The 25,041-nt window shown below is 72.4% G+C and carries 26 protein-coding genes and 1 other RNA gene; 13 read left to right on the top strand and 14 right to left on the bottom strand.

The features are described from left to right. Nucleotides 1-71 precede the first annotated feature (71 nt). The 3 genes from AB0E91_RS19950 (at nucleotide 72) to AB0E91_RS19940 (ending at nucleotide 3,251) form a co-directional block, all read left to right on the top strand. Nucleotides 72-938 (top strand): Nif3-like dinuclear metal center hexameric protein, encoded by an 867-nt coding sequence (locus AB0E91_RS19950; RefSeq protein ID WP_361783258.1) that lies wholly within the window; start codon nucleotides 72-74, stop codon nucleotides 936-938. After that, on the top strand, nucleotides 935-1,678 hold the full coding sequence (locus tag AB0E91_RS19945) for a C4-type zinc ribbon domain-containing protein (RefSeq protein ID WP_361783565.1): 744 nt from the start codon (nucleotides 935-937) through the stop codon (nucleotides 1,676-1,678). Before AB0E91_RS19950 ends, AB0E91_RS19945 begins: the two co-directional genes overlap by 4 nt. A 70-nt stretch (nucleotides 1,679-1,748) precedes the next feature. Beyond that, nucleotides 1,749-3,251: a bifunctional RNase H/acid phosphatase gene (locus tag AB0E91_RS19940; RefSeq protein WP_361783255.1), complete on the top strand. Its 1,503-nt coding sequence runs from the start codon at nucleotides 1,749-1,751 to the stop codon at nucleotides 3,249-3,251. Nucleotides 3,252-3,285: 34 nt separating this feature from the next. On the opposite strand, the gene AB0E91_RS19935 is transcribed toward AB0E91_RS19940, so the two are convergent. After that, nucleotides 3,286-3,924 (bottom strand): bifunctional 4-hydroxy-2-oxoglutarate aldolase/2-dehydro-3-deoxy-phosphogluconate aldolase, encoded by a 639-nt coding sequence (locus AB0E91_RS19935; protein ID WP_361783252.1) that lies wholly within the window; start codon nucleotides 3,922-3,924, stop codon nucleotides 3,286-3,288. A gap of 65 nt (nucleotides 3,925-3,989) precedes the next feature. Next, nucleotides 3,990-4,772: a peroxide stress protein YaaA gene (yaaA, locus tag AB0E91_RS19930; RefSeq protein WP_361783249.1), complete on the bottom strand. Its 783-nt coding sequence runs from the start codon at nucleotides 4,770-4,772 to the stop codon at nucleotides 3,990-3,992. 196 nt (nucleotides 4,773-4,968) lie between these two features. On the opposite strand from yaaA, the gene rnpB reads away from it, so the two are divergent. After that, nucleotides 4,969-5,371: RNase P RNA component class A (gene rnpB / locus AB0E91_RS19925), an RNA gene on the top strand. 66 nt (nucleotides 5,372-5,437) lie between these two features. Here rnpB and AB0E91_RS19920 read toward each other — a convergent pair. The 3 genes from AB0E91_RS19920 to AB0E91_RS19910 are packed head-to-tail and all read right to left on the bottom strand — an operon-like array spanning nucleotide 5,438 to nucleotide 7,118. Beyond that, complete coding sequence (locus tag AB0E91_RS19920) at nucleotides 5,438-6,190, bottom strand: hypothetical protein (RefSeq protein WP_361783248.1); 753 nt, start codon at nucleotides 6,188-6,190, stop codon at nucleotides 5,438-5,440. After that, nucleotides 6,187-6,513, bottom strand: a complete 327-nt coding sequence (gene cutA / locus AB0E91_RS19915; RefSeq protein WP_361783245.1) for a divalent-cation tolerance protein CutA — start codon at nucleotides 6,511-6,513, stop codon at nucleotides 6,187-6,189. Before cutA ends, AB0E91_RS19920 begins: the two co-directional genes overlap by 4 nt. Nucleotides 6,514-6,572: 59 nt before the next feature. Further along, nucleotides 6,573-7,118, bottom strand: coding sequence for a DoxX family protein (locus AB0E91_RS19910; RefSeq protein ID WP_361783242.1), 546 nt, complete (start codon nucleotides 7,116-7,118; stop codon nucleotides 6,573-6,575). A 285-nt stretch (nucleotides 7,119-7,403) separates the two neighbouring features. Here AB0E91_RS19910 and AB0E91_RS19905 point away from each other — a divergent pair, with 285 nt between their 5' ends. The 5 genes from AB0E91_RS19905 to AB0E91_RS19885 all read left to right on the top strand — a co-directional run bounded on the left by AB0E91_RS19905 (nucleotide 7,404) and on the right by AB0E91_RS19885 (nucleotide 13,426). After that, nucleotides 7,404-8,726: a serine hydrolase gene (locus AB0E91_RS19905; protein ID WP_361783239.1), complete on the top strand. Its 1,323-nt coding sequence runs from the start codon at nucleotides 7,404-7,406 to the stop codon at nucleotides 8,724-8,726. A gap of 285 nt (nucleotides 8,727-9,011) precedes the next feature. Continuing rightward, nucleotides 9,012-10,361: a multidrug effflux MFS transporter gene (locus tag AB0E91_RS19900; RefSeq protein WP_361783236.1), complete on the top strand. Its 1,350-nt coding sequence runs from the start codon at nucleotides 9,012-9,014 to the stop codon at nucleotides 10,359-10,361. Beyond that, nucleotides 10,358-11,488 carry a serine hydrolase domain-containing protein gene (locus AB0E91_RS19895; RefSeq protein ID WP_361783562.1) on the top strand — a complete coding sequence of 377 codons (1,131 nt, stop codon included), beginning with the start codon at nucleotides 10,358-10,360 and terminating at the stop codon, nucleotides 11,486-11,488. Before AB0E91_RS19900 ends, AB0E91_RS19895 begins: the two co-directional genes overlap by 4 nt. Before the next feature lie 46 nt (nucleotides 11,489-11,534). Further along, on the top strand, nucleotides 11,535-12,539 hold the full coding sequence (locus AB0E91_RS19890) for a small ribosomal subunit Rsm22 family protein (RefSeq protein WP_361783233.1): 1,005 nt from the start codon (nucleotides 11,535-11,537) through the stop codon (nucleotides 12,537-12,539). Between the two features lie 143 nt (nucleotides 12,540-12,682). Continuing rightward, a complete protein-coding gene (locus AB0E91_RS19885; protein WP_361783230.1) occupies nucleotides 12,683-13,426 on the top strand; it encodes a bifunctional DNA primase/polymerase in 744 nt (247 codons plus the stop codon). A 33-nt stretch (nucleotides 13,427-13,459) separates the two neighbouring features. Here the strand turns inward: AB0E91_RS19885 and AB0E91_RS19880 are convergent, their stop codons facing one another. The 4 genes from AB0E91_RS19880 to efeO are packed head-to-tail and all read right to left on the bottom strand — an operon-like array spanning nucleotide 13,460 to nucleotide 17,750. After that, nucleotides 13,460-14,443, bottom strand: a complete 984-nt coding sequence (locus AB0E91_RS19880; RefSeq protein ID WP_361783227.1) for a hypothetical protein — start codon at nucleotides 14,441-14,443, stop codon at nucleotides 13,460-13,462. 32 nt (nucleotides 14,444-14,475) lie between these two features. Then, nucleotides 14,476-15,324 carry an iron uptake transporter permease EfeU gene (gene efeU, locus AB0E91_RS19875; protein WP_361783224.1) on the bottom strand — a complete coding sequence of 283 codons (849 nt, stop codon included), beginning with the start codon at nucleotides 15,322-15,324 and terminating at the stop codon, nucleotides 14,476-14,478. Nucleotides 15,325-15,327: 3 nt separating this feature from the next. Continuing rightward, nucleotides 15,328-16,587, bottom strand: a complete 1,260-nt coding sequence (gene efeB, locus AB0E91_RS19870; protein ID WP_361783221.1) for an iron uptake transporter deferrochelatase/peroxidase subunit — start codon at nucleotides 16,585-16,587, stop codon at nucleotides 15,328-15,330. Nucleotides 16,588-16,613: 26 nt separating this feature from the next. Further along, on the bottom strand, nucleotides 16,614-17,750 hold the full coding sequence (gene efeO, locus AB0E91_RS19865; RefSeq protein WP_361783218.1) for an iron uptake system protein EfeO: 1,137 nt from the start codon (nucleotides 17,748-17,750) through the stop codon (nucleotides 16,614-16,616). A gap of 213 nt (nucleotides 17,751-17,963) precedes the next feature. Here efeO and AB0E91_RS19860 point away from each other — a divergent pair, with 213 nt between their 5' ends. After that, entirely contained in the window at nucleotides 17,964-18,608 is a 645-nt protein-coding gene (locus AB0E91_RS19860; protein ID WP_361783215.1) for a PhzF family phenazine biosynthesis protein, read from the top strand. A 128-nt stretch (nucleotides 18,609-18,736) separates the two neighbouring features. Here the strand turns inward: AB0E91_RS19860 and AB0E91_RS19855 are convergent, their stop codons facing one another. The 3 genes from AB0E91_RS19855 to AB0E91_RS19845 are packed head-to-tail and all read right to left on the bottom strand — an operon-like array spanning nucleotide 18,737 to nucleotide 20,692. Then, a complete protein-coding gene (locus tag AB0E91_RS19855; RefSeq protein WP_361783212.1) occupies nucleotides 18,737-19,906 on the bottom strand; it encodes a methyltransferase domain-containing protein in 1,170 nt (389 codons plus the stop codon). Nucleotide 19,907: 1 nt separating this feature from the next. Then, nucleotides 19,908-20,492 (bottom strand): hypothetical protein, encoded by a 585-nt coding sequence (locus tag AB0E91_RS19850; protein ID WP_361783209.1) that lies wholly within the window; start codon nucleotides 20,490-20,492, stop codon nucleotides 19,908-19,910. Nucleotides 20,493-20,533: 41 nt separating this feature from the next. After that, a complete protein-coding gene (locus tag AB0E91_RS19845; protein WP_361783206.1) occupies nucleotides 20,534-20,692 on the bottom strand; it encodes a hypothetical protein in 159 nt (52 codons plus the stop codon). 433 nt (nucleotides 20,693-21,125) lie between these two features. On the opposite strand from AB0E91_RS19845, the gene AB0E91_RS19840 reads away from it, so the two are divergent. Then, nucleotides 21,126-22,517, top strand: a complete 1,392-nt coding sequence (locus AB0E91_RS19840; RefSeq protein WP_361783203.1) for an XRE family transcriptional regulator — start codon at nucleotides 21,126-21,128, stop codon at nucleotides 22,515-22,517. Between the two features lie 12 nt (nucleotides 22,518-22,529). Next, entirely contained in the window at nucleotides 22,530-23,162 is a 633-nt protein-coding gene (locus tag AB0E91_RS19835) for a 2'-5' RNA ligase family protein (RefSeq protein WP_361783200.1), read from the top strand. Nucleotides 23,163-23,168: 6 nt separating this feature from the next. On the opposite strand, the gene map is transcribed toward AB0E91_RS19835, so the two are convergent. Next, the gene (gene map / locus AB0E91_RS19830) at nucleotides 23,169-24,026 is read right to left on the bottom strand and encodes a type I methionyl aminopeptidase (RefSeq protein WP_361783197.1); all 858 of its coding nucleotides are present in this window, start codon (nucleotides 24,024-24,026) and stop codon (nucleotides 23,169-23,171) included. A gap of 58 nt (nucleotides 24,027-24,084) precedes the next feature. On the opposite strand from map, the gene AB0E91_RS19825 reads away from it, so the two are divergent. After that, the gene (locus AB0E91_RS19825; protein ID WP_361783194.1) at nucleotides 24,085-24,324 is read left to right on the top strand and encodes a hypothetical protein; all 240 of its coding nucleotides are present in this window, start codon (nucleotides 24,085-24,087) and stop codon (nucleotides 24,322-24,324) included. A gap of 42 nt (nucleotides 24,325-24,366) precedes the next feature. Here the strand turns inward: AB0E91_RS19825 and AB0E91_RS19820 are convergent, their stop codons facing one another. Then, nucleotides 24,367-24,963 (bottom strand): hypothetical protein, encoded by a 597-nt coding sequence (locus AB0E91_RS19820; RefSeq protein WP_018545419.1) that lies wholly within the window; start codon nucleotides 24,961-24,963, stop codon nucleotides 24,367-24,369. Nucleotides 24,964-25,041 lie beyond the last annotated feature (78 nt).

Below are 25,041 nucleotides of genomic sequence, written 5' to 3'. Positions count from 1 at the left end.
CGGACGGGCAGCGGGGGAGTACGTGCGCCCGACCGGTACGGCCTTCCGGAACGGCCAGGTAGCCTTGGCACGTGCCCCGTCTGTCTGAAGTCATCGCCGCGCTGGAGACCCTGTGGCCCCCGGAGCGGGCCGAGTCCTGGGACGCGGTCGGCACGGTCGCGGGCGACCCCGACCAGGAGATCGACCGGGTCCTGTTCGCCGTCGACCCCGTCCAGGAGGTCGTCGAGGAGGCCGTGAAGCTGGGTGCCGGACTGCTGGTCACCCACCACCCGCTCTATCTGCGCGGGACCACCACGGTCGCGGCGGACACCTTCAAGGGCCGGGTCGTGCACACGCTCATCAAGAACGACGTGGCCCTGCATGTCGCCCACACCAACGCCGACACCGCCGACCCCGGCGTCTCCGACGCGCTCGCCGGTGCCCTGGACCTCCGCGTCACAGGACCCCTCGTCCCCGACCCCACCGATCCGGAGGGCCGCCGGGGCCTGGGCCGGATCTGCGAGCTGGACCACCCGCTGACCGTCCGCGAGCTGGCCGCCCGCGCCGCCGCGCGGCTGCCCGCCACCCAGCAGGGCATCCGGGTCGCGGGCGACCCCGAGGCCGTCGTTCACCGGGTCGCCGTCAGCGGCGGCTCCGGCGACAGCCTCTTCGACCACGTGCGCGCGGCCGGAGTGGACGCGTTCCTCACCGCCGATCTGCGCCACCACCCGGCATCCGAGTTCGAGGCGTCCGTCGCCCACCGACCGCTCGCGCTGCTCGACGCGGCGCACTGGGCCACCGAGTGGCCCTGGTGCGAGCTGGCCGCAGCCCAGCTCGACCAGATCTCCGACCGTCACGGCTGGGGCCTCCGGGTCCACGTCTCCACGACGGTCACCGACCCCTGGACCGCCCACGCGGCGTCCATCACCACCACGAGTCCCCTGGGAGCCCCCAACTGAACGCCGCGCCCGCCGACCAGATCCGCCTTCTCGACGTCCAGGCCCTGGACGCCCGCCTCCAGCAGCTCGCGCACAAGCGGAAGTCGCTGCCCGAGCACGCCGAGATCGAGACGCTGGGCAAGGACCTCACCCAGCTGCGCGACCTGCTGGTGGCCGCGCAGACCGAGGAGAGCGACTGCGCCCGCGAGCAGACCAAGGCCGAGCAGGACGTGGACCAGGTGCGCCAGCGCGCCACCCGCGACCAGCAGCGCCTGGACTCCGGCGCGGTCACCTCGCCGAAGGACCTCTCCAGCCTCCAGCACGAGATCGCCTCGCTCGCCAAGCGCCAGGGCGACCTCGAGGAGATCGTCCTTGAGGTCATGGAGCGCCGCGAGTCCGCGCAGGCCCGGGTCGCCGAGCTGACCGAGCGGGTCGCCTCCGTCCAGGCCAAGACCGACGACGCCACCGCGCGCCGCGACGCCGCCTTCCAGGAGATCGACGCCGAGGCGGCCTCGGTCACCAAGGAGCGCGAGGTCGTCGCCGGGTCCGTCCCCGCCGACCTGCTCAAGCTGTACGACCGCCTGCGCGTCCAGGGCGGCGGCATCGGCGCGGCCAAGCTGTACGCCCGCACCTGCCAGGGCTGCCGTCAGGAGCTGGCCATCACCGAGCTGAGCGAGATCCGCGCGGCGGCACCGGACAAGATCGTCCGCTGCGAGAACTGCGCGCGCATCCTGGTGCGCACCTCCGAGTCGGGCCTGTAGGCCCTTCCTGACGGACAGCGGACAGCGGACAGCGGACAGCGGACAGCGGGCGCGGCAACGGGAGTGCGCGGTGCGTGAGTTCATCGTCGAGGCCGACGGCGGGTCGCGGGGCAACCCCGGGCCCGCCGGTTACGGCGCCGTCGTCCGCGACGCCTCGACGGGGGAGACCCTCGCCGAGGCCGCCGAGTACCTCGGCACCGTCACCAACAACGTCGCCGAGTACCGCGGCCTCGTCGCCGGCCTCCACGCCGCCCACGCCCTGGACCCCGAGGCCCGCGTCAGCGTCCGCATGGACTCCAAGCTCGTCGTCGAGCAGATGTCGGGCCGCTGGAAGATCAAACACCCCGACATGAAGCCGCTGGCGATGGAGGCGGCGCGGATCTTCCCTCCTGGCCGGGTGACGTACACATGGATGCCCCGGGCCGAGAACAAGCACGCGGACCGTCTGGCCAACGAGGCGATGGACGCGGGGGCCCGGGGGGAGCGGTGGACTCCGTCGGGTTCCCGGCCGACGCCGCCTGTGGTTCTCGATCCTTCGGGCCCGCCGGGGGACGCGGCCGCGGGGGCGGCTCGGGCTCGGGAGGCGTTGCGGGGTGGAGGTAGCGGGGCTGCCGTGCCGGAGGTGTCCGCGCCCCGGATGTCCACGGCTGCCGGCGGGCGCGCTGGTGTGACGGATGGGCAACTGGCGTGGCCCGTCGACGCCGACGCCCGCGCGGCACACACGCTTGCCGGACCTGCCACCGCGGGTGCGTCCTCCGACGACATCGCTGACGCGGGAGCGTCGGCCGCATCGACCCTCGGCGCGGATCGGGAGGCCGTAGGGCGCCCGGCGTCGACTTCCGGTGGGCCGGAAGAAGCCGCGTCCCCGCAGGCGTCCCCCGCCGTGGCGCGCCCCGCTGCCGGTGAGCAGACTTCCACCCCTGGGTGGAGCGCGGCCCCCGATCTCGGGGCGCCCGCCACCTTCGTACTGCTCCGGCACGGGGAGACTCCGCTCACTCCGCAGAAGCGGTTCTCGGGAAGCGGGGGAACCGATCCCTCGCTGTCCGAGGTGGGGCGGGAGCAGGCCGAACGGGTCGCCGCGGTGCTCGCCCGGCGGGGGACGGTTCAGGCGATTGTCGCCTCTCCGCTGGCCCGTACCCGGGAGACCGCGGGGATCGTCGCGGCCCGGCTCGGGCTGGAGGTCGTCGTCGACGACGGGCTACGGGAGACCGACTTCGGCGCCTGGGAGGGACTGACCTTTGGAGAGGTACGGGACCGCTACCCCGAGGACCTGAACGCCTGGCTGGCCGACCCCGCCGTACGCCCCACCGGCGGCGGCGAGAGCTTCACGGAGACCGCCGAGCGCATCGAAACGGCCCGCGCCCGGCTGGTCGCGGCCCACGCGGGCCGCACCGTCCTCCTGGTCACCCACGTCACCCCGATCAAGACCCTCCTCCGCCTCGCCCTCGGCGCCCCGCCCGAGTCACTGTTCCGGATGGAGCTGTCGGCGGCCTCGCTGTCGGCGGTGGCGTACTACGCCGACGGGAACGCGAGCGTGCGGCTGTTCAACGACACGTCGCATCTGCGTCCTTGAGTTCGGCTGCGGCTCAACGCCAACGCGCGGCTCCTCAGCGGGAGTTCGCTCCCCTGAGCCCTGCGGCGCCCCGCGCCAGTTCCTCCACCCGGCCCCAGTCCCGCGCGGCGACCGCGTCCCCCGGAACCATCCAACTGCCGCCCACGCACCCCACATTGGGCAACGCCAGGTACTCCGCCGCGTTCCCCGTCCCGATCCCGCCCGTAGGACAGAAGCGGGCCTGGGGCAACGGGCCTGCCAGGGAACGGAGATAGGCCGCACCGCCCGCCGCCTCGGCGGGGAAGAACTTCATCTCCCGTACCCCGCGCTCCAGTAGAGCGACCACCTCGGAAGCGGTCGAGACCCCCGGGAGGTACGGCACACCGGACGCCCCCATCGCGGTCAGCAGCCCGTCCGTCCACCCCGGGCTGACCAGGAACCGCGCCCCCGCCGCCACGCACTCCGCGACCTGCCCCGGTGTGATGACGGTCCCCGCACCCACCACCGCCTCCGGCACCTCGGCCGCGATGGCGCGGATCACGTCGAGCGCGGCCGGAGTCCGCAGGGTCACCTCGATCGCGGGCAGGCCCCCGGCGACCAGCGCCCGCGCGAGCGGTACGGCATCGGCCGGGTCGGAGAGGACCACGACGGGCAGTACGGGCGCGAGGTCCAGTACCGAGGAGGGCAAGGTCATGCCCGACATCGTGCCGAGCCCGATCAACACGCGCAACGGACGTTGCACATGCTGCAACAGGCGGGTCAGTGCACCTCGTCCACCAGGACATCCAGCGCCCACGGCCTGCCGCCCCTGCCCGGCGCCTCCGCCTCCACCTCGTACCCGAGGTCCCGCAGCGCGACGACCAGCTCGGCCGGATTGGCGGGGGCGGCCCCGGCGGACAGCAGGGCGCGTACGATCCGCCCCTTCGTGGCCTTGTTGAAGTGGCTGACCACCTTGCGGGTGGGCGCGTGCAGCACCCGTACGGTCGCGGTGCGCCCCGCCACCTCGCCCTTCGGCTTCCACGCGGTGGCGTACGCGGCCGAGCGCAGGTCGAGGACCAGTCCGGTACCGGCCGCCTCGGGCAGTACCTCCGCCATCGGCGCCCGCCAGTGCGCGCCGAGCGCGCCGAGGCCGGGGAGCTTCACGCCCATCGAGCAGCGGTAGGAGGGGATGCGGTCGGTGACGCCGATGGCGCCCCACAGTCCGGAGAACACCAGCAGCGAGCGGGCCGCGCGCCGCTTGGCGGCCGGTTCGAGGGAGCCGAGGTCGAGGGCGTCGTAGAGCACACCGGTGTAGATCTCCCCGGCGGGACGGGCCCCGGCGGTGAGCAGCTCCGCGTTCTTCCCGACCTCCCCGCGCAGCCCCTCGCTGAGCCCCAGCACCTCACGCGCCTTCTCCGCGTCCCCGGCGCACAGCTCGGTCAGCTCCCCGAGCACGGCCTGCCGCGCGGTGGTGAGTCCGGGCAGCGACAGCGACTCCAGGTTCAGCGGGGCGCCACGGCCCGAGGACGCCTTACCCTCCGAGGGCGGCAGCAGGACAAGCACGGGTACTCCTTCATCTCGCCTCCGCGCCAGCGTACGGGGCGTACGCGGGGGGCGGCGCCGCTCCCCGGCCCGGCGACGGGTGCCCGTACCGCCCCCGACCGCCGGCCGCCCTCGCACCGGTCGGCTCCGGCACCGGCCGTCCCCCGCACCGGTCGGCTCCGGCTCCCGCGCCCGGTAGCATGGTCGGCACGGCAGACGAGCCGGGCGGACGGCCGCGTGGAGCCCCTGAGGGGCTTCCCGAGGAACGTCCGGACTCCACAGGGCAGGGTGGTGGCTAACGGCCACCCGAGGCGACTCGCGGGACAGTGCCACAGAAAACAGACCGCCGGGGACCTCGGTCCTCGGTAAGGGTGAAACGGTGGTGTAAGAGACCACCAGTGCCCAGGGTGACCTGGGCAGCTAGGTAAACCCCACCCGGAGCAAGGTCAAAAGGAGCGCCGTGAAAAGCGCTCTGCGCGGACGATCGAGGGCTGCCCGCCCGAGTCCGCGGGTAGACCGCATGAGGCCGGCGGCAACGCCGGTCCTAGATGGATGGCCGTCTCCCGGCCGGCCGCGAGGCCGCCCGGCGACAAAATCCGGCGTACAGCCCGACTCGTCTGCCGCCCAGGCCCTCCGGCGCACGCACAGCCCCCTCGAACCATGAGCTGAGCGTCCAGCGCGCCGGTTCACATCAGAGGGCGATGGGAAGCCTCGTACTCGTCCGCGATGTCGAAGACGCTGGCGCAGCGTGGGCATTCTGCCCGGCCGAAGAGATGGGTGATTCCGTCGGCGAGTACGACTTGCCCATCACGGACAGTGGTCTCGTGCATCCAGCGACCGGTGCCGGAAAGCTCTTCGGGGGACGCCGGTCTCAGGTCACGTCGGTCCACGTCGCCCAGATGCCAGTCCCGGATCGCCGAATAGCGGCCGTAGCCGCCGATGGCGATGGTCACCTCGACAGCACAGTGGGGGCAGGAGACCTGGTAGAAGTCGTCCGAGAAGTCCCCCAGGACCGCACTCCAGTGGTAGTGCCCTTCGGCCGCGAGCAAGTCGCGGAAGGGCGAGAGGTAGTCGTCCGGCCGCGACCTCAGGTGCCGGTCCAGCAACCCGCTGAACTCCGCGATCGCTCGGGCACAGGCCGCCAGCAGGTCGTCGCAGCCGTGGCCCCCTGCCCCGCACCGGACGATCGCCCCGGCCAGCCCCCGTGCCCGCGCGCTCCCCGAAGCCAGCCGCACCAGACGCGGCAGTGCGGCAAAACTGGCGGGGAACACCAGGTCGCCCTCGAGGACCAGCCGGTGACCCAACTCGTCCCACGCCGCGGCATCGTCCTCCCGCTCGACCCGCGCCAGGAGGTCGGGGACGCGATCGACATCCCCGTAGCAGTCGCGCCCGTGAACACCGTCGCGCGACCCGTCGGACAGGTCCTGGGCCTGGCTCACCCCTCCGCCGCCGTCTCCCCGCTCACCCACGCCAGATACGCCCCGCTGCCCCGCACGACGGGGGTCGCGATGATCTCCGGGGTGTCGTAGTCGTGGGCATCCCGGAGGTACGTCTCCAGGGCTTCGTACCGCTCTGCGGTCGTCTTGAAGTGGATCCGCCACTCCCGGTCGGAGCGGACCGCGCCCTCCCAGCGGTAGACGCTGGTGATCGGGCCGTCGATCTGTGCGCAGGCCGCGACGCGGGACTCCACCGCTCCGGTGGCCAGGGTGTGGGCTTTGTCGGGGGTGTCGGTGGTGGTCAGGACGGTCAGGTACTCGGCCACGGGCGCGTCTCCTTCGTACGGTGTCCGGCGACCGTACCGGGGCCCGGGGTCCGGGGGCGTCACTCCTCGAAGAGCATCTCCTGTTCCACCGTCACGCTCTCGCGCAGCCGCTTGTTGCGGGCGCCGATCACCGCGGCAGTGGCGGCGGCGGTGAGGCCGAGGGCGGTGGGGACCATCCAGCCTCGGTCGAGGGCGTGGCCGAGGGCGTGGTCGAGGGAGAGGCGGCCGGGGCCGGTGACGGCGAGGCCGGTGGCGGAGAGACCGAGGCTGGCCGCGTACTCGTAGCCGCCGCCCTGGGCGAAGAAGCCGTTGGGGACGTGGACCGCAGCCGCGCCGGCCATCGCGCCGGCCGCCGCCGCGCCCGCCGCCGGGGTCGCGAGGCCGAGCGCGAGCAGGACGCCGCCGCCCGCCTCCGCGAGGCCCGCCATCGTCGCGCTCCGGCGGCCCGGCGCGAAGCCGACGGACTCCATGAACTGGCCCGTGCCCTCCAGCCCGTGCCCGCCGAACCAGCCGAACAGCTTCTGCGCGCCGTGCGCGGCCAGCACCCCGCCCGTGCCCAGCCGGAGCAGCAGCAGGCCCAGATCGCGTCGGTCGTAACAGCCCATGATGACTCCCCTACGGGTTCCGCGTTTCTTCCACCGTTCCACCGTCGCAGGGCGTGGGGCGCCGGGCCCGTCGGGGCGGGCGTTCGGGTGGAAGGGGGGAGTGGAGAGGGGGAGGGGGGAGGATGGGGACGGACATGTCGAGAGACATGCGGAAGTGCCGGGTGGAAAAGGCGATGCCGAGGTGACGGCGGTGCTTCGGGCCGATCTTCATAAGAGAGCAAATTCCTGGGCCGGAACCCACCTCCCGGAGGGAAACGGCTGTTCGAGCCGGTGTACGGTCCCGGGGTGCGTGAATGTTCCCGGCTCAGCCGACGTGCCGTCCTCGGGCTCACTGCGGCCGCCCTCCCCGTTTCCCTGAGCGTCTCCGAGAGCGGAGCCCCGGCCTACGCCGCCGAGGCCACCGGTGTCGTCGGCGGTGAGCAACTGGCCCGCAAGGGGGTCCAGGTGCGCGGCGCCGCCGGAGTGCCCAAGAAGCTCACCGCCCGCTCCTGGGTCGTCGCCGACGCCGACAGCGGGGAGGTCCTCGCCTCGTACAACGCGCACCAGCGCCTCGCCCCCGCGTCCACCCTGAAGATGCTGTTCGCGGACACGGTGCTGAAGAAGTTCGACCGCACCCGGCGCTACCAGGTCACCGACGCCGACCTCGCCGACGTCCCCTCCGGCTCCAGCCTCGTCGGCATCAAGCCCGGCATCACCTACACCGTCGACCAGCTCTGGCAGGGCGTCTTCCTGCGCTCCGGCAACGACGCCGTCCACGTGCTCTCCCACATGAACGGCGGCATCGACAGGACCGTCGCCGAGATGCAGCAGCGCGCCGAGTACCTGCACGCCCTCGACACCCATGTGGTCAGCCCCGACGGCTTCGACCACCCGGGCCAGATCTCCTCGGCGTACGACCTCACGCTCTTCGCCCGCGCGGGCCTGAAGGACCCCGACTTCCGCGCCTACTGCGGCACGCGCACCGCCGACTTCCCGGCGGGCGGCAAGAAGACCTTCCAGATCCAGAACACCGACCGCCTGCTCACCGGGGCGTACGGGCTGACCCCGTACGAGGGCCTCATAGGCGTCAAGAACGGCTACACCAGCCACGCGGGCAACACCTTCACCGGCGCCGCCACCCGGGGCGGCCGCACCCTGCTCGTCACGGTGATGCACCCCGCCACCGGCAGCAACGCCGTCTACGAGCAGACCGCCGCGCTCCTCGACTGGGGCTTCACCCACGGGAGTTCGGCCCGCGCGGTCGGCACGCTCGTCGAGCCCGGCGTTCCCGCGACCGCCCGTCCGGCACCCGCGGGCGGCAAGGCCGCGGCGGCCGACCGCGCGTCGGCCACGGGCGCCACCGGCTCCTCCGGCCTGCGGATCACCGAGGGCGCGGCCCTCACGGCGCTGCTGCTCGGTGGCGGCACGTGGGCGGTGCTGCGGCGGCGACGCGGTCGTACGACGGCAGTGGCAGCCGCAGCCGCAGCCGGGACTGGGGCGGCCGACGGTGCCGAGGCGGCGCCCGCCGCCGAGTCCGCGCCCGCGGCGAAGGACTCCAAGCAGTCCAAGGAGTCCAAGGAGCCGAAGGAGCCGAAGGAGACCGAGTCCGGCGGGCGCCACCGCCGCTGAGGGGCTCCGGAGTCGAGGATCCGGCCGTGGGGGGCGGGTTCCCCGGATGAGTGCGCCTGCCCGCCTGTCGCCCGGGCGCAGGTGGGACCGGCCCGTACGCCGCGCACCCCGCGCACGAGGGCGTCCCCTCGCGCGGCCGGGCGACGGCCCACCAGGCACCCCGGGTACGTCGCGCACGCCAGGCACCCGCCCACCCCCGGCCCGCCCGACCACGACTCCCGCACTCCCGGGAGCTGAGAACATGGATGGCCTCCGGGGTCGTCCGGGAGTCCGAGGAGGGGACACATGACCGAGCACACGGCGGCGCCGGGGACACGGCACGCCTCCAGCGGCGTCGCGCTCGTACAGGGCAGCCGGGGGAACCGGATGCTCGTCACCTTCCTGCTCGGCGCGCTGACCGCCACCACCCCCCTGGCGATGGACATGTACCTCCCGTCCCTGCCGGAGGTCACCCGCTCCCTGCACGCCCCCGCCGCGACCGTGCAGCTCACGCTCACCGCGTGTCTGGCCGGGATGGCGCTCGGACAGCTGGTCGTCGGGCCGATGAGCGACCGCTGGGGGCGGCGCCGCCCGCTGCTCACCGGCCTCGGGGTCTACCTGGTCGCCACCGCGCTGTGCGCGTTCGCGCCCGACGTGGAGACACTGGTCGCCTTCCGGCTCGCACAGGGCCTCGCGGGCGCCGCCGGGATCGTCATCGCCCGGGCGGTCGTACGCGATCTCCACGACGGCGTCGCCATGGCCCGCTTCTTCTCCACCCTCATGCTGATCTCCGGCACCGCGCCGATCGTCGCCCCGCTGATCGGCGGGCAGATCCTGCGGTTCACCGACTGGCGGGGCGTGTTCGTCGTGCTGACCGGCATCGGGGTCGTCCTCACCGCGCTGGTGTGGTGGCGGCTGCCCGAGACGCTGGCGCCCGCCGAACGGCACCGGGGCGGAGTGGGGGAGTCACTGCGTACGATGCGCGGCCTCCTCGCCGACCTTCCCTTCACCGGGTACATGCTCGCGGGCGGCTTCGCCTTCGCCGCGCTGTTCGCCTACGTCTCCGCCTCGCCCTTCGTCGTCCAGGAGGTCTACGGCGCCTCCCCGCAGACCTTCAGCCTGCTCTTCGGGCTCAACTCGGTGGGGCTCGTGGCCGCCGGACAGATCAACGGCAAGCTGCTGGTCGGACGGGTCAGGCTGGACCGGGTGTTCGCCGGCGGCCTCGCGGTGATCGTGCTCGCGGCGACCGCGCTGCTGCTGATGTCCACCGGGGCCCTCGGCCGGGTGGGGCTCGCGCCCGTCGCCGCCGCGCTCTTCGTGCTGATGTCCGCGATGGGCTTCACCCTGCCCAACGCCCAGTCCCTCGCCCTGCTGCGCACCCGGCACGCGGCCGGTTCCGGCTCCGCGCTGCTCGGCACGTCCTCGTTCCTCATCGGCGCGGTCGCGTCCCCGCTGGTGGGGATCGCGGGGGAGCGGACGGCCGTTCCGATGGCGGTCGTCCAGCTGTCGGGCGCGCTGGTCGCCGCCGCGTGCTTCGTGGGACTGGTCCGGCCGTGGCGGACGGCCGAGCCGACGCTCACCGAGGTCACACCCGCCGACACGCACCCGCACCCCGCCGCCGAAACGACCACGCACCCGAACGGAGCGGACAGCTGAGCACCCCGAGACTGCGCACCGGCACCCCCGAGCGAGCCGGGCTCGACCCCGTCGAACTCGCGCTCCTCGAAGCCGAGTTGCGCACCCTCACCGAGGGCCCGCACCCCTGGGCGGCCGGTGTCGTCGCGGTGGCCGGGCGCGGGCCGGTGATCGCGGTCGCCGAGGCCACGGGCTGGGCGGTGCGCTACTCGTCGTACGACCCGGAGACCGGCACCGGTGTCGAACTCCCGGCCGCCGCAAGGGTTCCGGCGGCCGTGGACACCCCCTTCGACCTGGCCTCGCTCACCAAGCTCTTCACCTCGGTCGCCGCCGTGCAGCAGATCGAGCGCGGCACGCTCGGGATCGACGCCCGGATCGGCGCGTATCTCCCGGAGTTCACCGGTGTCGCCGAACACGGCGTGACCGTACGGCAGTTGCTCACCCACACCTCGGGACTGCGCCCCGAACTCCCGCTGTACGGCTGCCCGGACGCCGCCGCGCGGCTGGACCTGCTGCGCGCCGAGGCCCCGAGCGCGGAGCCCGGCCGGTACCTCTACTCCGACCTCAACATGATCCTGCTCCAGTTCGTCCTGGAGCGGATCACCGGACGCGGTCTGGACACCCTGATCGCGGACGGCATCACCCGCCCGCTCGGGATGACCGCGACCCGCTTCGGACCGTGCCCCGGCGCGGCGGCCACCGAGGACCAGCGGCGGCCGTGGGCCAAGGCGGACCGGGGGATGCTGCGGGGTGTGGCGCACGACGAGAACGCGTGGGCGCTCGGCGGGGTCGCGGGCCACGCGGGCCTGTTCTCCACCGCCCCCGACCTCGCCGTCTTCTGCCGCACCCTCCTCGCGGGCGGCGGCTACGGCCCCGCGCGCATCCTCGGCCCCGACTTCGTGGAACTCCTGCTGACCGCGCCGGGCCTGGGCTTCGCCGTGGACCAGCCCTGGTTCATGGGCGAACTGTCGGGCCGCGGCGCCGCAGGGCACACCGGTTTCACCGGGACCTCCCTGGTCCTGGACCCCGCCACCGACACCTATCTGATCCTCCTGGCCAACACGGTCCACCCCGTCCGCCGCCCACCCGCGAACAGCCCCCGCGCGAGCCTCGCCACCCACCTCTCCCGGGCGGTCCGCGACGCCTGACCCCAGCGCGCCGCCGACCCCACCCGCCACCTGCGACAATCGACGGGTGAACGCCCCCACCTCCCCAGCCGAGACCCTGCGCACCACCCTCGCCGGAGTGCTCGACGGGCTGCCGCCGCGGCAGGCGTCCGCCGCCGTCGAGCGGCTGATCGCCAACTACCGGGGAGACACCCCGACGGACGCGCCGATCCTGCGGGACCGCGCCGATGTGGCCGCCTACGCGGCGTACCGGATGCCCGCGACCTTCGAGGCCGTGCGGTCGGCGCTGGGCGCGTTCGCGGATGCCGTGCCGGAGTGGACGCCCGGGAGCCATGTGGACATCGGGGGCGGTACGGGGGCCGCGACCTGGGCCGTCGCCGCCACCTGGGACGGCGCCCGGCCGGTGACCGTGCTGGACTGGGCCGAGCCCGCGCTCGCCCTCGGGCGCGAGATCGCCGCCGCCCACCCCGGCCTGGCCGGGGCGCGCTGGGAGCGGGCCCGGATCGGGGCCGCGCTCCAGCTCGGCGACACCGACCTGGTCACCGTGTCGTACGTCCTCAACGAGCTGGCCGAGGCCGACCGGGCCGCGCTCGTCGACGCCGCCGCGGCCGCCGCGCGGTCCGTGGTGATCGTGGAGGCGGGCACCCCGGCCGGGTACGAGCGGATCATCGAGGCCCGGGACCGGCTGATCGCGGCCGGGTTCCGCATCGCCGCGCCCTGTCCGCACAGCGCCGCCTGCCCGATCGTGCCCGGCACCGACTGGTGCCACTTCTCCGCCCGGGTCAGCCGCTCCTCGCTGCACCGGCAGGTCAAGGGCGGCTCCCTGGCGTACGAGGACGAGAAGTTCAGCTACGTCGCCGCCACCCGGCTGCCCGCCGAACCCGCGCTCAACCGCGTCGTCCGGCGCCCGCAGATCCGCAAGGGACAGGTGCTGCTCGACCTGTGCGAGGCGGACGACCGGCTCGGCCGTACGACGGTCACCAAGCGGCACGGCGATCTCTACAGGGCCGCCCGCGACGCCGAGTGGGGCGACGCCTGGCCCCCACACGAGGACCACGAGGACGCCTCGTAAACATCGGGTCGAAGTCGGCAAATCCCCTGGATTGTGAGGTATGTCTCGCCGGATTCCTTCGCATTCGCGCTCCGGTCACCCGGGGAGTTGGAAGATGGGACGATGAGACATGCTGTCCGCACCACAGCGATGCGAGGGGATGGATGAGCGCGACGTTCGGCGGCCGGTCCGGCCGAGAGGGCAAGATCTCCCAGTGGCTGCGCGGACGCCGGCCCAAGGAGACGTCCGCCGACGACGGCCGTGAGGCGCTGCTGCTCGCCGCCGCCGGGGCCAAACTGCCCCTCGCCCCCGCCGCCCACCCCGCCCCGGGCTACGGCTGTTCCTGCGACCGCGTCGGCTGCCCGACCCCCGGCCGCCACCCGGTGTCCTTCGCCTGGCAGACCCAGTCGACCACCGACCGCGCCCAGATCGAGCGCTGGGCCCGCAACCAGCCCGAGGCCAACTTCATCACCGCCACCGGCATGGTCCACGACGTCCTCGACGTCCCCCTGGCCGCCGGGCGCGAGGCGCTGGAGCGGCTGCTCGCCTCGGGCGTCGAGGTCGGCCCGGTCGCCGAGAGCGACGACGGCCGGATGCTGTTCTTCACCCTCACCCGGGGCACCCCCGAGGACGAGGACGAGTGGTGGCCCTGCGAACTGGACTGCCACCCCGAGACCATGGACGAACACCCCGGGATGCGCTGGCACTGCCGGGGCTCCTACGTACTCGTACCCCCGGCCCGGCTCCCGGGCGGCGACGGCGACCGCCAAGTGCGCTGGGTACGCGGCCCCGAGCACCCGCTGCCCGAGCCGCTGACCCTGCTGGAGTCGCTCACCGACGCCTGCGCCCGGCACGCGGGCACGGACGAGGCCGGCCACTCCACCGGCGCCTGGCCGCTGCGCCACTGACCGGAGCGCCGCGCTTCCCCCGCCGGTGAACGCCTACGCCCCCCGCGCCGACGTCAGCCCCTGCACCCGACCCAGTATCGACACCCGCCCGCTCCCGGCCGGGACCAGCGCGGTCTCGTTGGAGACGAACTCCATCGTCAGGGACTGCTTGACCTCGCCCTTGGTCAGGGCGCGCACGTCCTGGTCGGTCACCGGCACGGAGGTGCCCGCCGCGGCGGTCTGCTTCTCGTAGTAGCGGGAGGCGAAGAAGACCAGCGCGCCGCCGTCCACCGTGCGCAGCGCGAGCGGCGCGTAGTCGCCCCGGTCCAGCGTCTCGTCGATGTACTGGCGGACCAGGCCCGGCCTGCGCGCCTTCTGCTGCCGCAGGGTGCGCAGTCCACTGGTGCTCGGGCCGTTCGCGAAGCTCGTCCCGCCGTTCCTCAGATACTCCGCGTACTTGCCGCTCAGCTCGGCCGGCGGCACGGCGAGGCCCGTGGCGTCGGCGGGCACCGCCTCCGCCCAGCCGTCCGCGTCCAGCTTGAACTTCGGTACGGCGTCGGGCGCGAGCACGGTCAGATACGCCACCTGCCAGGGCTCGCCCGGCGAATGACGGGTGAACACCAGCAGCCAGCGGACCGAACCGCCCTTGTTGCCGAGGGCGTCCGCGACGAACCAGCGCGGCCAGCCGGGCTTCCTCGGGATCGTGAACTTCGCGTCCGTCAGCTTCAGCGGAGTGTGCGCGGGGTTCCCGGCCGGATGGTTGGCGTGCCCCGCGCGCAGCCGGGCCGAGTCGATGTCGGCGAGGGCGCCGGTGACATGGTCCGCGTCCAGGGAGGTGTCGTAGGCCCGGTCGGCCTTGTTGTACGCCTCGACGAACCGGTCCAGCGCCTGCGCCGCGTCGGTGTGCGTGGCGGTGGGGATCATCGCGCGTTCGCCGTGCACCACCACACAGCCGCTCGCCGTCAGTGACACGGCCGCCGTCAGCGCGGCCGCTATGACGGCCTTCCGCCCCCGGCGCCCAACCCGATTCCTGCGCATGAGTACCGCTCACCCCTTCCCGGAGGCGAACCCTACCCGGAGGTGCTCTCCGCCCGCTTGCGACCGCGCAGCTTCGCCGTGACGCCCGGATCGAGCAGGAACAGCGTCAGCACCGGGACCAGGTACAGCAGCCAGACCGTGAGCTGGAGGACCGTCGGGTCCGGCTGGAAGTTGAGCACGCCCTTGAGCAGGGTGCCGTACCAGCTGTCCGGCGGGATGACGCCGCTGATGTCGAAGGCGAGGTCGGTCAGGCCCGGGACGATGCCCGCCTCCTGGAGGTCGTGGACGCCGTAGGCCAGCACGCCCGCCGCGACGACGACCAGCATGCCGCCGGTCCAGGTGAAGAACCTGGCCAGGTTGATGCGCAGCGCGCCCCGGTAGAACAGCCAGCCGAGGAGCACGGCCGTCGCGAGGCCCAACGCGGCGCCGATCAGCGGGCGCGGGGTGCCGTCACCGGCCGCGTGCACCGAGGCCCACACGAACAGCGCGGTCTCCAGGCCCTCACGGCCCACGGCGAGGAACGCGGTGGCGACCAGCGCGCCGGTGCCCATGGCGAGGGCCGCGTCCAGCCGCCCGTGCAGCTCGCTCTTCAGATGCCGGGCGGTGCGCCGCATCCAGAACACCATCCACGTCACCAGCCCGACCGCGACGATGGACAGCGAGCCGCCGAGCCCCTCCTGAGCCTTGAACGTCAGCTCCTGGGAGCCGAATTCGAGCGCGCAGCCGAAGCCCATCGCGAGCACGATCGCCACGCCGATGCCGAGCCAGATCGGCCGCAGGGCGTCCCGGCGGCCGGTCTTGACCAGATAGGCGATCAGGATGCAGACGACGAGCGACGCCTCGAGTCCCTCGCGCAGACCGATCAGATAGTTGGAGAACACGGACTACGCCTCCTCGGAGAACAGCGTCCGGCCCCACCAGTCGGCGGAGTCCCGGACACCGGGCGGGATCGCGAAGACCGCCGAACCCACGTGCTGGATGTACTCGTTGAGCGCGTCCTGCGCGGACAGCCGGCGCTGGAGCGGGACGAACCCGGTCCGCACGTCACGCTGGTAGGCCAGGAAGAACAGCCCCGCGTCCAGGCGGCCCAGCCCGTCGGTGCCGTCGGTGAAGGAGTAGCCCCGGCGCAGGATGGTGACCCCGCCGTTGGAGTCCGGGTGGGCCAGGCGCACATGGGCGTCCGGCTTCATCGCCTTCAGGAACGGCGCGTCGTGCTCCTTGGCCTTGCCCACGGGTGCGCCCTCGCGCTTGTCCCGCCCGAACACGTCCTCCTGCTCCTGGAGCGAAGTACGGTCCCAGGTCTCGATGTTCATGCGGATGCGCCGCGCGACCAGATACGAACCCCCGGTCATCCAGGCGGACTTGGCGTCCCCGTCCGACCCGGCCACCCACACGTGCTTCTTGAGCCGGTCGGTCTCGGTGCCCGCGATGTTGCGGGTGCCGTCCTTGAAGCCCATGAGGTTGCGGGGCGTCTGGCTGTCCGGGGTGGTCGAGGAGGTCTTGCCGAAGCCGAGCTGCGACCAGCGCACCGCGACCTTGCCGAAGCCGATGCGGGCCAGATTGCGGATCGCGTGCACGGCCACCTGCGGATCGTCCGCGCACGCCTGCACACAGAGGTCGCCCCCGGTGCGGGACTTCTCCAGGTTGTCGCCCGGGAACTTGGGCAGGTCCGAAAGAGCCGCCGGACGCCGGTCCGCGAGGTCGAACCGCTCGAACAGCGAGGGCCCGAAGCCGATCGTCAGGGTGAGGCGCGAGGGCTTCAGGCCGAGCGCCTCCCCGGTGTCGTCCGGCGGGGCCTCGGCGAGCCCGCCGTAGGCGCCCTCGCCGACCGCCTTTCCGGCGGTCATCCGGCGGGCCGCCTCCGTCCAGTCCTTCAGCAACTGGACGAACTCGGCGCGGTCGTCGGTCTTCACGTCGAACGCGGCGAAGTGCAGCCGGTCCTGCACCGGCGTGGCGATGCCCGCCTGGTGCGCGCCGTGGAAGGCGACCGCGCCGCCGGTGTCGGCGGCCGTCAGGCCCAGGTGGTCGTCCGTCCCGGTCAGCGCCATCGTGCCGCCGGTGGCGGCGGCGCCGAGCGCGAGCCCGGCACCGCCCCAGCCGATCAGCGCACGCCGCGAGGGGCCGCTCGGCTCGCTCTCGTTCATCGCCTCGACTCCCGTGCCTTTCCTTGTTACTTGACGACCGCGGCGGCGAGCTTCGACAGCGGCTCCGCCAGGGCGTTCACCGCGTCGGACAGCTCCTTGCGCTGCGCCTTGGCGACCTTGTCGTAGGAGACGAAGTCGTAGGACGTCTTGTCCGCGCGGTACTTGTCGAGCAGCTTGTCCAACGCCCCGAACTGCTTGTCCAGTTCGGCGGTGAGCGCCGGGTCGTTCTTGGCGGCGGCCGGCTTCAGCAGCTCGTACGCCTGCTGCGCGCCCTCCACGTTGGCCTTGAAGTCCACCAGGTCGGTGTGCGAGTAGCGGTCCTCCTCACCGGTGATCTTGCCGGTGGCGACCTCGTCGAGGAGTTCCTTGGCGCCGTTGGCCATCGAGGTCGGGGTGATCTCGGCCTTGCCGACGCGCTTCTGCCAGTCGGTGAGGTCGGTGACCAGCTCCGCGGCGAGCTTCTTGTCCTCCGCGGTGATCTTCTTGTCCTCCCAGAGGGACTTCTCCAGCTTGTGCCAGCCGGTCCACTTCTGGCCGTCCTCCAGGCCGTCGGCGCGGGTGTCCACCTTGGGGTCGATGTCGCCGAAGGACTCCGCGACCGGCTCGGTGCGCTCCCAGCCGAGGCGCGAGGGCGCGTACGCCTTCTTCGCGGCGGCGAGGTCGCCGGCCTGGATCGCCTTGGTGAAGACCTCGACGCGGGGGAGCGTCTCGTCGGCCTGGTCCTGGGCGTACTCGCGGTAGCCCGCGACGGCCTTGTCCAGCTCCGGGTTCCGCTTGGCGGCCGTACCGGAACCGGTCACGGCGAGCTTCTGCCGGACGCCGTGGCCGCGCATGCCGGGGCGGCACGCGATCTCGTACGAGCCCGCCTTCACCTCGGCGGTGAGCGTGTACTTGGTGCCCGGCCCGATGTTCTCCTTCTCGGAGACGATCCGGTCGTCCGGGAAGAGGATCTCGACCTCGGTGGCCCGCGAGCCCTTGTTCTCGATCTTCAGCGTGACCTGGCCCGCCGGGACCGACTTCGTGGAGGTCTCGCACGTGGAGTCGGCGGCGGTGACCTGGATGGCGTCGCCGTCCTTGGCGTCGCTCTTGGCCGTGCAGGCCGACAGGGCGGTCAGTGCGGCCGCCGCGGTGGCGGCGATCGCGATCGGGCGGACGGCTCGCATACGGGCTCCAGGCAGTCGGGGCGGGACGAACCGGCCCATTCGGTTTGGTGAGGCTTGCCTAACTTACCCGAGCCTTAGTTCGGTCGTACCCGTCCGGTACGGCATTCGAACCGCACGAAAAGATCACAGACACGACTTGATGTCGGCGCCCCAAAGGCGATGCCAACGAAAGGTAAAGAGCACCCCAAGCGGTCTCGATGCTTCAATGCGCGGGTGACTGACTACGACGTTCTCCGCGTCTTCTGCGGACCCACCGGCGGCTACGGCAACGAACTCGGTGTCGTCCGCAACGGCTCGCTGGTGCCCGAGCGGGACGACCGGCAGGAGCTCGCCGCCAAGCTCGGCTTCAGCGAGACCGTGTTCGTGGACGACCCCGAGCGCGGAGTGATCGACATCTACACCCCCACCTCACGGCTGCCCTTCGCGGGCCACCCCTGCGTCGGCACCGCCTGGCTCCTCGACGTGCCCGAACTGGTCACGCCCGCCGGGGAGGTCGGCACCCGCCTCGACGGCGAGTTCACCTGGATCGAGGCCCGCGCGGAGTGGGCCCCGCCGCGCACCCTGCGCCAGTACCCGAGCGCGGCCGAGGTGAACGCCCTGGAGGTGCCGCCGTCCGGCGAGTGGATCTACGCCTGGGCCTGGGAGGACGAGGCCGCGGGCCGGATACGCGCCCGCGCCTTCCCCGGCCGGAACGACGGCATCGACGAGGACGAGGCGACCGGCGCGGCCGCCCTCCTCCTCACCGACCAGCTCGGCCGCGCCCTCAACATCACCCAGGGCGCGGGCTCCCAGATCCTCACGGCACCACAGCCGCACGGGTGGGTGGAGGTCGGCGGGCGGGTGTATCTGGAGCGGTGAGCGCCCGTACGGCGGGTTCTCGGGCGGGTCGCGTCCAGGGAGCCGTCCCCGGAGCCGGCCTCATCGACTGACGGCCTGGGGAGGTCCCGCCCCTTTGCTGCGGGGGGAAGCAGCTGGGCGGGCCGGTTTCAGAGGGTCCAGGCGTTCTTCGGGCGGTCCAGCCACGCGGACTGGTCGTACACGGTGACGGTGAGTCCGAACCGCTCGTAGCCCGGTTCGCCGGCTGCTTCCCACCAGGCGAGCGCGTCCGCCACCTCATCCCACAGCCTGCGGGGACCGGACTGCCACACCGTGGCCGCGGGATGGCCGTCGCGGAACATCACGCAGGCCCAGGACCGGTCGGCCAGGCCGTAGAACCACACCGGCCGGGCGCCGTCGCGCTTGTCCGACGCCTGGTGGTGGCAGTCGCGTACCCGCAGTCCCACGGCGAACCGCGCGACAGCGAACCGGCCGTCGCCGAGCAGCTGCTCCTCGGTGACGGTGGTGGTGCTGCGGTCGGCATCGCCCACCCCGTCCGGCACGTAGGCGGCGTGCCCGGCGAACGGGGACCGCTGGGACCGCAGCTTCATGAACTCCACGGGTCCCAGGAACCGGCCCTCGGCGCGGCCGCCGTCCTCACTCCGGCGGAGCCGTACGAGGGCGTCCCCGTGGCCGAAGTGTGTCCCCCAGGGCGCGAGGATGATCCCACCCTCCCTGGTGTGGCGAAGCCAATCCCCCGGGATCTCCCGGACTCCGGCTGTCACGGTGATCCGGTCGTACGGGGCGCCCGCCTCGTCGCCTTCCAGGCCGTCCCGGGTGAGGACCGTACCGAGCAGCCCCTGCGCGGCGAGGCGTTCCCGGGCGGCGTCGGCCACCTTCGGGTCGACCTCGATACTCACCACGTTGTCCGTGCCGAGCCGGTGGGCCAGGAGTCCCGCGTTCCAGCCGGTCCCGGTGCCGATCTCCAGGACGCGGTGCCCGGGCTCGGCTTCCAGGGCGGCCAGCATCCGGAAGACGACCGAGGGCATCGACGCCGACGAGGTGGGCACGTCGCCTTGTCCTTCTCCCGCGCCGTCGTCCCACTGGGTGACGACCGGTACGTCGGCGTTGGCGTACGAGGTCCAGCGTTCCGGCTCCTCGCGTCGGTCGACGGTGACGGTGGCGCCGGTGTCCATGTCGTGCGGCCACATGACATCGGGCAGGAAGGCGGACCGGGGCACGGCGGCGAACGTCGGTAGCCAATCGGCCGACATGTGCTTGCGTTCCAGGAGGGAGCGGCCCAGCTCGGACCGTCCCTCCTCCACTCCGGTGAGTGTCATCTCAGCCGATGCCCCTCGGTCCGCCGTCGGGGGACGGCGGCTCCTCCGGCCCCGGCCACGGCTCACCGGGCAGGCCGTCCCCGCCTTCACCGCCACCGCCGCCTTTGGCCATCCGCCAGGTGAGCGTTTCCTTCATCGTGTTCTCCTTCGGTGTGTTCATGTTCCTTGCCACCCACCCCGATTGGGTCGGCGGCGCCCCGGTCCTCCAAGTGCTTGCGAAGCGGTCGCCATGGGGCCGGTGATGCCGGGCAAAGCGGTCGCCGTCAGGATCGGCGGGCGGCGGCCGCGCAGGGGCAGCGAACGGGGCCGACGCGGGCGTCCAGTTCGCCCGGCTCGCCCGGCTGGTCGTGCAGCGGGCACGTCCCAGGCCGCTCAGTACGTCGAGGTGGGCGCACATGGAGACGACCGACGCGGCGAGCTGCTTCACCCGCACGAACTCGCCTTGCAGTCCTTGGGCTTCCTGCGCGGCGAGCCGGTGCCGGGCCTCGGCGAGCGCCGTGCGGAAGTCGGCTTCGAATGCCTTCACGGTGCCGTGGCGCGGAAGCGTCTTCTGGTCCAAGAAGACGGAAGCGGCGGCGCGCGTCATGGCGCGGCTGGGAGCGTCTCCGGTTCTCGTCCGTGTGTCGTTCACCGGTTGGTCTCCCCGCGGTGGATCGGGCAGGCGCAGGGCGGCAGTGCGGTGCTCATCGGCGAGGGCACGGCCTTGCGGTCGTAGGTGACGACCACGGTGGGGCGCCGCGCGGTGACAACCCCGTCGTGCGTGACCGTGTACACCCTGATCGTCATCGCCGGCGTTCCGCTCGAGGCCGTATGGTTCATCATGTCGACGCTCCTTGGGCGGTGTTGACCATGCCCCCGGACCGGTCACCGCCGTCGCAGAGGTGCCTGCATCCGGCAAGCGCATCCGCTCCGGAGCACGGGCCCCGGCGCCCTTCTACGGTTCCGTCTTCCGCCCTCGGCGTCACGGGCGCCCGTGGCCAAGTTTTCTGGACACCTCACGCCCGTACTGCCGGCGCGGATACCGGAAATTGGGCTCGGAAGTGGGCTGAATCCAGGGTCCGTTGCGGTCAGCCGTCACTCAGGAGAGTTACGGCGCCGCTACCTTGAGCTCACCAAGCACCTGTGTAGGGAGCACATCGTGAACGCCCCTATGAAAGCTGGCTCGAAGGCCGACCGAGATGCCCTGCGCACCGCGATGCTGGCCAAAGGAGCCAGTCACATGGACATCGCGGTGGAGATGCGTACCCGCTATCGAATGCGTCCGCGCGAGGCATGGCGGCACGCCCGCGGTTGGACACTCCAAGAGGCGGCCGACCACATCACCCAGACCAGCGTCAGGCGCCCCGGCGAAGCCGTCGCCGCAGACGCCTCGCTCGTCGGAAAATGGGAGAAGTGGCCGAGCATGTCCTCCCGGCGGCCGAGCCTGCCGGTCCTGTTCTCGATGGCTGATGCCTACGAGTGCACGGCCGCGGATCTTCTCGACCTGGACGACCGGAACTCCCTGCCGGATGCCGACCTTCAGGTCATCAGCGGAACGCGAGGCGTCGCCACTGATGCCCCCACCGCCATCGAAGCCCCGCAGAGCGCGACGGCTGTGGAGCCCACCGGGCCCGACCTGGTGCACCTCGCGGCTGACGAGTCGGCTACCTGGGCCGCCTGGGCCGAAGGCTCGAACGTCGGGGACATCGCCCTCGAACAGCTGATGGCGGAGACCCGGGCCCTGGCTTCCGACTACCTCACCTCGGACCCTCTCGGGCTGTTCCAGCGGACCCGCACACTGCGGGACCGGGTGTTCTCCCTGCTCGAAGGCCACCAGTACCCCCGCCAGTCCGCAGACCTCTACGTCTGTGCCGGTTACCTGTGCGGCCTGCTCGCCTGGATGTCCTCGGACCTGGGGCAGCTGCGCGATGCGGAAACACAGGGCCGTACGGCGTGGTTGTGCGCCGAGCTGGCCGGACAGAACGACCTGCGGACATGGGTACTGTCGACTCGTTTGAAGGTGGCTTTCTGGGACGGACGCCATCGTGATGCCATCGCTTTTGCACGGCGCGGGTCCACGTACCGCGCCTCGGGCTCCGTCGCCGTCCTCCTCGCATGCCAGGAGGCGGACGCCTGGTCGGAGTTGGGCGCCGGCGATGAGGCGATGCTCTCGATCTCCCAGGCCAAGGAGGCGCGGAGTATCTCTTCGGGCCAGGATCTGATCGGGGGCGTTTTCGCGTGCCAGCCTGCGAGGGAGGAGAACTACGCGGCGGCTGTGCATCTCCGTGTCGGACGCCCGGCCGATGCACTGGGCGCCGCTGAGCGAGCGTTGGAGCTGCTGGCCACCCAGCCAGTAAGGGCGTACGGCACTGCGGCGCAGATTCACATCAGCCAGGCTGCGGCACACCTTGCTACCGGGGAAGCCGAAGGGGCGCTCGAAGCGCTCACACCGGTACTGGCCCTCCCGCCTGACCAGCGCATGGCACCTGTCACTCGGCGTCTCGGCGAACTCACGAGCGGCATGAGCATGGGCGGTGCCGCGTCGGCCGGACTGCGGGCGGCCATCGAGGAGTGGTGCGTGAACTCGGCTCCGCGCCGCCTCGCGCTCTCGCCAGGCACAGAGGCAGCCTGATTTGATCGCCGCATGACTTCGTTCGACGCCATGCGAAATCACTGGTGGTGGCGGCCCGGTTGGAACGTGGGTCGCCGCTTCTACACCTGGCACCTGACGTTCGAGGGGCAGAAGGACGTGCACCGGCTCGCGGCCGAGTACCGCTCCGCACTGGCCCCGTTCGGAGACGCCCTGACCCTCGTCCCGGACCGGTGGCTGCACCTCACCATGCAAGGGATCGGGTTCGTCGGCGAGGTCGGGGAACAGGACGTGCGGGCCGTCGTCGACGCGGCCGGCGAACACCTGGCCGCCATCCCCGCCTTCGACGTCCAGGTGGGACCACACGAGCCGGACCCGGAGGCCATCCTCCTGCACGTCCATCCGGACGGTCCCGTGCACGCCGTCCGCAGTGCGATCCGCAGCGCGATCGGTGACGTGCTGCCCGGGATCCCGGAGAACGCGGACGGCTTCACCCCGCACGTGTCGGTGGCCTACAGCGCGAGCGACGGACCGGCCGAGCCTGTCTTCAAGGCACTCGGCACAGGCGGTTTCGCCCCGGCCCGGGCCCGGATCGCCCGCGCCGACCTGATCGTGATCCACCGGGACAACCGGATGTACGAGTGGGAGCCCTTCGCCTCGGTGCCCCTGGGGCGGCCGGACCGGTGAGGGCTCCTACGGCAGCGTCAGGATGTCCGCCCCGCTGTCCGTCACCACCAGCGTGTGCTCGAACTGGGCCGTGCGCTTGCGGTCCTTGGTGACCACGGTCCAGCCGTCGTCCCACATGTCGTACTCGTGGGTGCCGAGCGTCAGCATGGGCTCGATGGTGAAGGTCATGCCCGGCTGGATGACGGTGGTGGCGTGCGGGGAGTCGTAGTGCGGGACGATCAGGCCGGAGTGGAACGACGAGTTGATGCCGTGTCCGGTGAAGTCCCGTACGACGCCGTAGCCGAAGCGCTTGGCGTAGGACTCGATGACCCGGCCGATGATGTTGATCTGACGGCCGGGACGGACCGCCTTGATCGCGCGGTTCAGGGCCTCGCGGGTGCGCTCGACCAGCAGGCGGGACTCGTCGTCGACCTCGCCGACCAGGTAGGTGGCGTTGTTGTCGCCGTGCACCCCGCCGATGTACGCGGTCACGTCCAGGTTGACGATGTCGCCGTCCCTGAGGACCGTCGAGTCCGGGATGCCGTGGCAGATGACCTCGTTGACCGAGGTGCACAGGGACTTGGGGAAGCCCCGGTAGCCCAGAGTGGACGGATAGGCGCCGTAGTCGCACATATAGTCGTGCGCGACCTTGTCCAGCTGGTCCGTGGTGACGCCGGGGGCGATGATCTTCGCCGCCTCCGCCATCGCCCGGGCGGCGATCCGGCCGGCGACACGCATGGCCTCGATCGTCTCGGGGGTCTGCACCTCCGGTCCGGTGTACGGAGTGGGCGCGGGCTTTCCGACGTACTCGGGGCGGCGGATGTTTCCGGGCACCGGACGGGTGGGAGACAGCTCCCCTGGTACGAGCAGCGACTGGCCAGACATGCCAGCGAGTCTAACCAGCGGGCATGGGGGAACATGTGTGTGGCGAGAGGAGCCGTTGATGTCCGTGTTCAAGAAGCGCACCCAGGGCAAGCCGGGCGAGTGGTACTACTGCCTGGAGCACAAGAAGGTCGAGGAGGGCCCCGACTGCCCCGGCAAGGACCGCTTCGGCCCGTACGCCACGCCGGAGCAGGCCCGGCACGCCATGGAGACCGCCCATGAGCGCAACGAGGAGTGGGAGCACGACCCCCGCTGGCAGGACGCCCAGTCCGGCGAGGACGAGGGCAGCGACAAGGCCTGACGGCCGTACCCGTACGCGCATCGACGTGCCGCCCGCGGCGCCCTACCAGGGCGCCGCGGGCGGCGCCGTCAGGATCTCCGCGAGCCGCGACAGCCGGTCCTTGAAGCCCCGCCGCGCCCTCGGCGGCCCCGCGTTCTCGCCCGCCGCCGCGCTCACCAGGTGCTGCACGCTGTCCAGGTCCAGTTCGGCGCCCTCGGGGACGGCCAGGACGTCGTGGGCCATCGCGGCCAGTTCGCCGTCGCCCGCGCCGAGCGCCAGGACGGTCACCCCGGCGCGGCGGGCCGTGTGGACCCGCTCCAGCAGGGCCGCCGGTTCGTCCGGGGCCACCACCAGCAGGGTCTCGCCCCGGCGGGCCTCCGCGATCCGGCCCGGGCCGACCGCCAGATGCGCGGGGTCGGAGGGGCGGGCGTGGTGGCGTACCAGGACGGGGGCCAGCTCCGGCGTGCCCGACCAGGCCGCCTCGTCCACCAGATGGGCCGCCAGGTGCCAGGGCTCGTACTCCGGCGTCCCGGCGAGCAGCAGCCCGCCGCCGTGTGCCGTCACCGATCCGCGCAGCACCCCCGCGAACCGGCGGGTGGCCCCCAACCACTCCGTCCCGGCGAGCACTTCGCGCAGCAGCGCGACCCGTACGGCGTCCATGCGCCCGCATCCTGCCTCAACCGGTCCCATTCGTCCCGCAGTTCACTTGAGGTTCGCCCGAACCGAGGACTCACCCGC

This window comes from Streptomyces sp. NPDC026659 (assembly GCF_040638245.1).
GTDB lineage: Bacteria > Actinomycetota > Actinomycetes > Streptomycetales > Streptomycetaceae > Streptomyces.
Note: the sequence above shows the minus strand (reverse complement) of the source record. Positions and strands in the feature narration are given on the sequence as shown.

What these genes read in the sequence shown, in the direction of transcription:
- map (WP_361783197.1), bottom strand. Translation starts at nt 24,026, where the DNA reads ATGTCTGGCCAGTCGCTGCTCGTACCAGGGGAGCTGTCTCCCACCCGT.
- efeB (WP_361783221.1), bottom strand. Translation starts at nt 16,587, where the DNA reads ATGAACGAGAGCGAGCCGAGCGGCCCCTCGCGGCGTGCGCTGATCGGC.
- AB0E91_RS19880 (WP_361783227.1), bottom strand. Translation starts at nt 14,443, where the DNA reads ATGCGCAGGAATCGGGTTGGGCGCCGGGGGCGGAAGGCCGTCATAGCG.
- AB0E91_RS19900 (WP_361783236.1), top strand. Translation starts at nt 9,012, where the DNA reads ATGACCGAGCACACGGCGGCGCCGGGGACACGGCACGCCTCCAGCGGC.
- AB0E91_RS19840 (WP_361783203.1), top strand. Translation starts at nt 21,126, where the DNA reads ATGGACATCGCGGTGGAGATGCGTACCCGCTATCGAATGCGTCCGCGC.
- AB0E91_RS19825 (WP_361783194.1), top strand. Translation starts at nt 24,085, where the DNA reads ATGTCCGTGTTCAAGAAGCGCACCCAGGGCAAGCCGGGCGAGTGGTAC.
- AB0E91_RS19855 (WP_361783212.1), bottom strand. Translation starts at nt 19,906, where the DNA reads ATGACACTCACCGGAGTGGAGGAGGGACGGTCCGAGCTGGGCCGCTCC.
- AB0E91_RS19850 (WP_361783209.1), bottom strand. Translation starts at nt 20,492, where the DNA reads ATGACGCGCGCCGCCGCTTCCGTCTTCTTGGACCAGAAGACGCTTCCG.
- AB0E91_RS19845 (WP_361783206.1), bottom strand. Translation starts at nt 20,692, where the DNA reads ATGACGATCAGGGTGTACACGGTCACGCACGACGGGGTTGTCACCGCG.
- efeO (WP_361783218.1), bottom strand. Translation starts at nt 17,750, where the DNA reads ATGCGAGCCGTCCGCCCGATCGCGATCGCCGCCACCGCGGCGGCCGCA.
- AB0E91_RS19885 (WP_361783230.1), top strand. Translation starts at nt 12,683, where the DNA reads ATGAGCGCGACGTTCGGCGGCCGGTCCGGCCGAGAGGGCAAGATCTCC.
- AB0E91_RS19820 (WP_018545419.1), bottom strand. Translation starts at nt 24,963, where the DNA reads ATGGACGCCGTACGGGTCGCGCTGCTGCGCGAAGTGCTCGCCGGGACG.
- AB0E91_RS19835 (WP_361783200.1), top strand. Translation starts at nt 22,530, where the DNA reads ATGACTTCGTTCGACGCCATGCGAAATCACTGGTGGTGGCGGCCCGGT.
- AB0E91_RS19910 (WP_361783242.1), bottom strand. Translation starts at nt 7,118, where the DNA reads ATGGGCTGTTACGACCGACGCGATCTGGGCCTGCTGCTGCTCCGGCTG.
- AB0E91_RS19935 (WP_361783252.1), bottom strand. Translation starts at nt 3,924, where the DNA reads ATGACCTTGCCCTCCTCGGTACTGGACCTCGCGCCCGTACTGCCCGTC.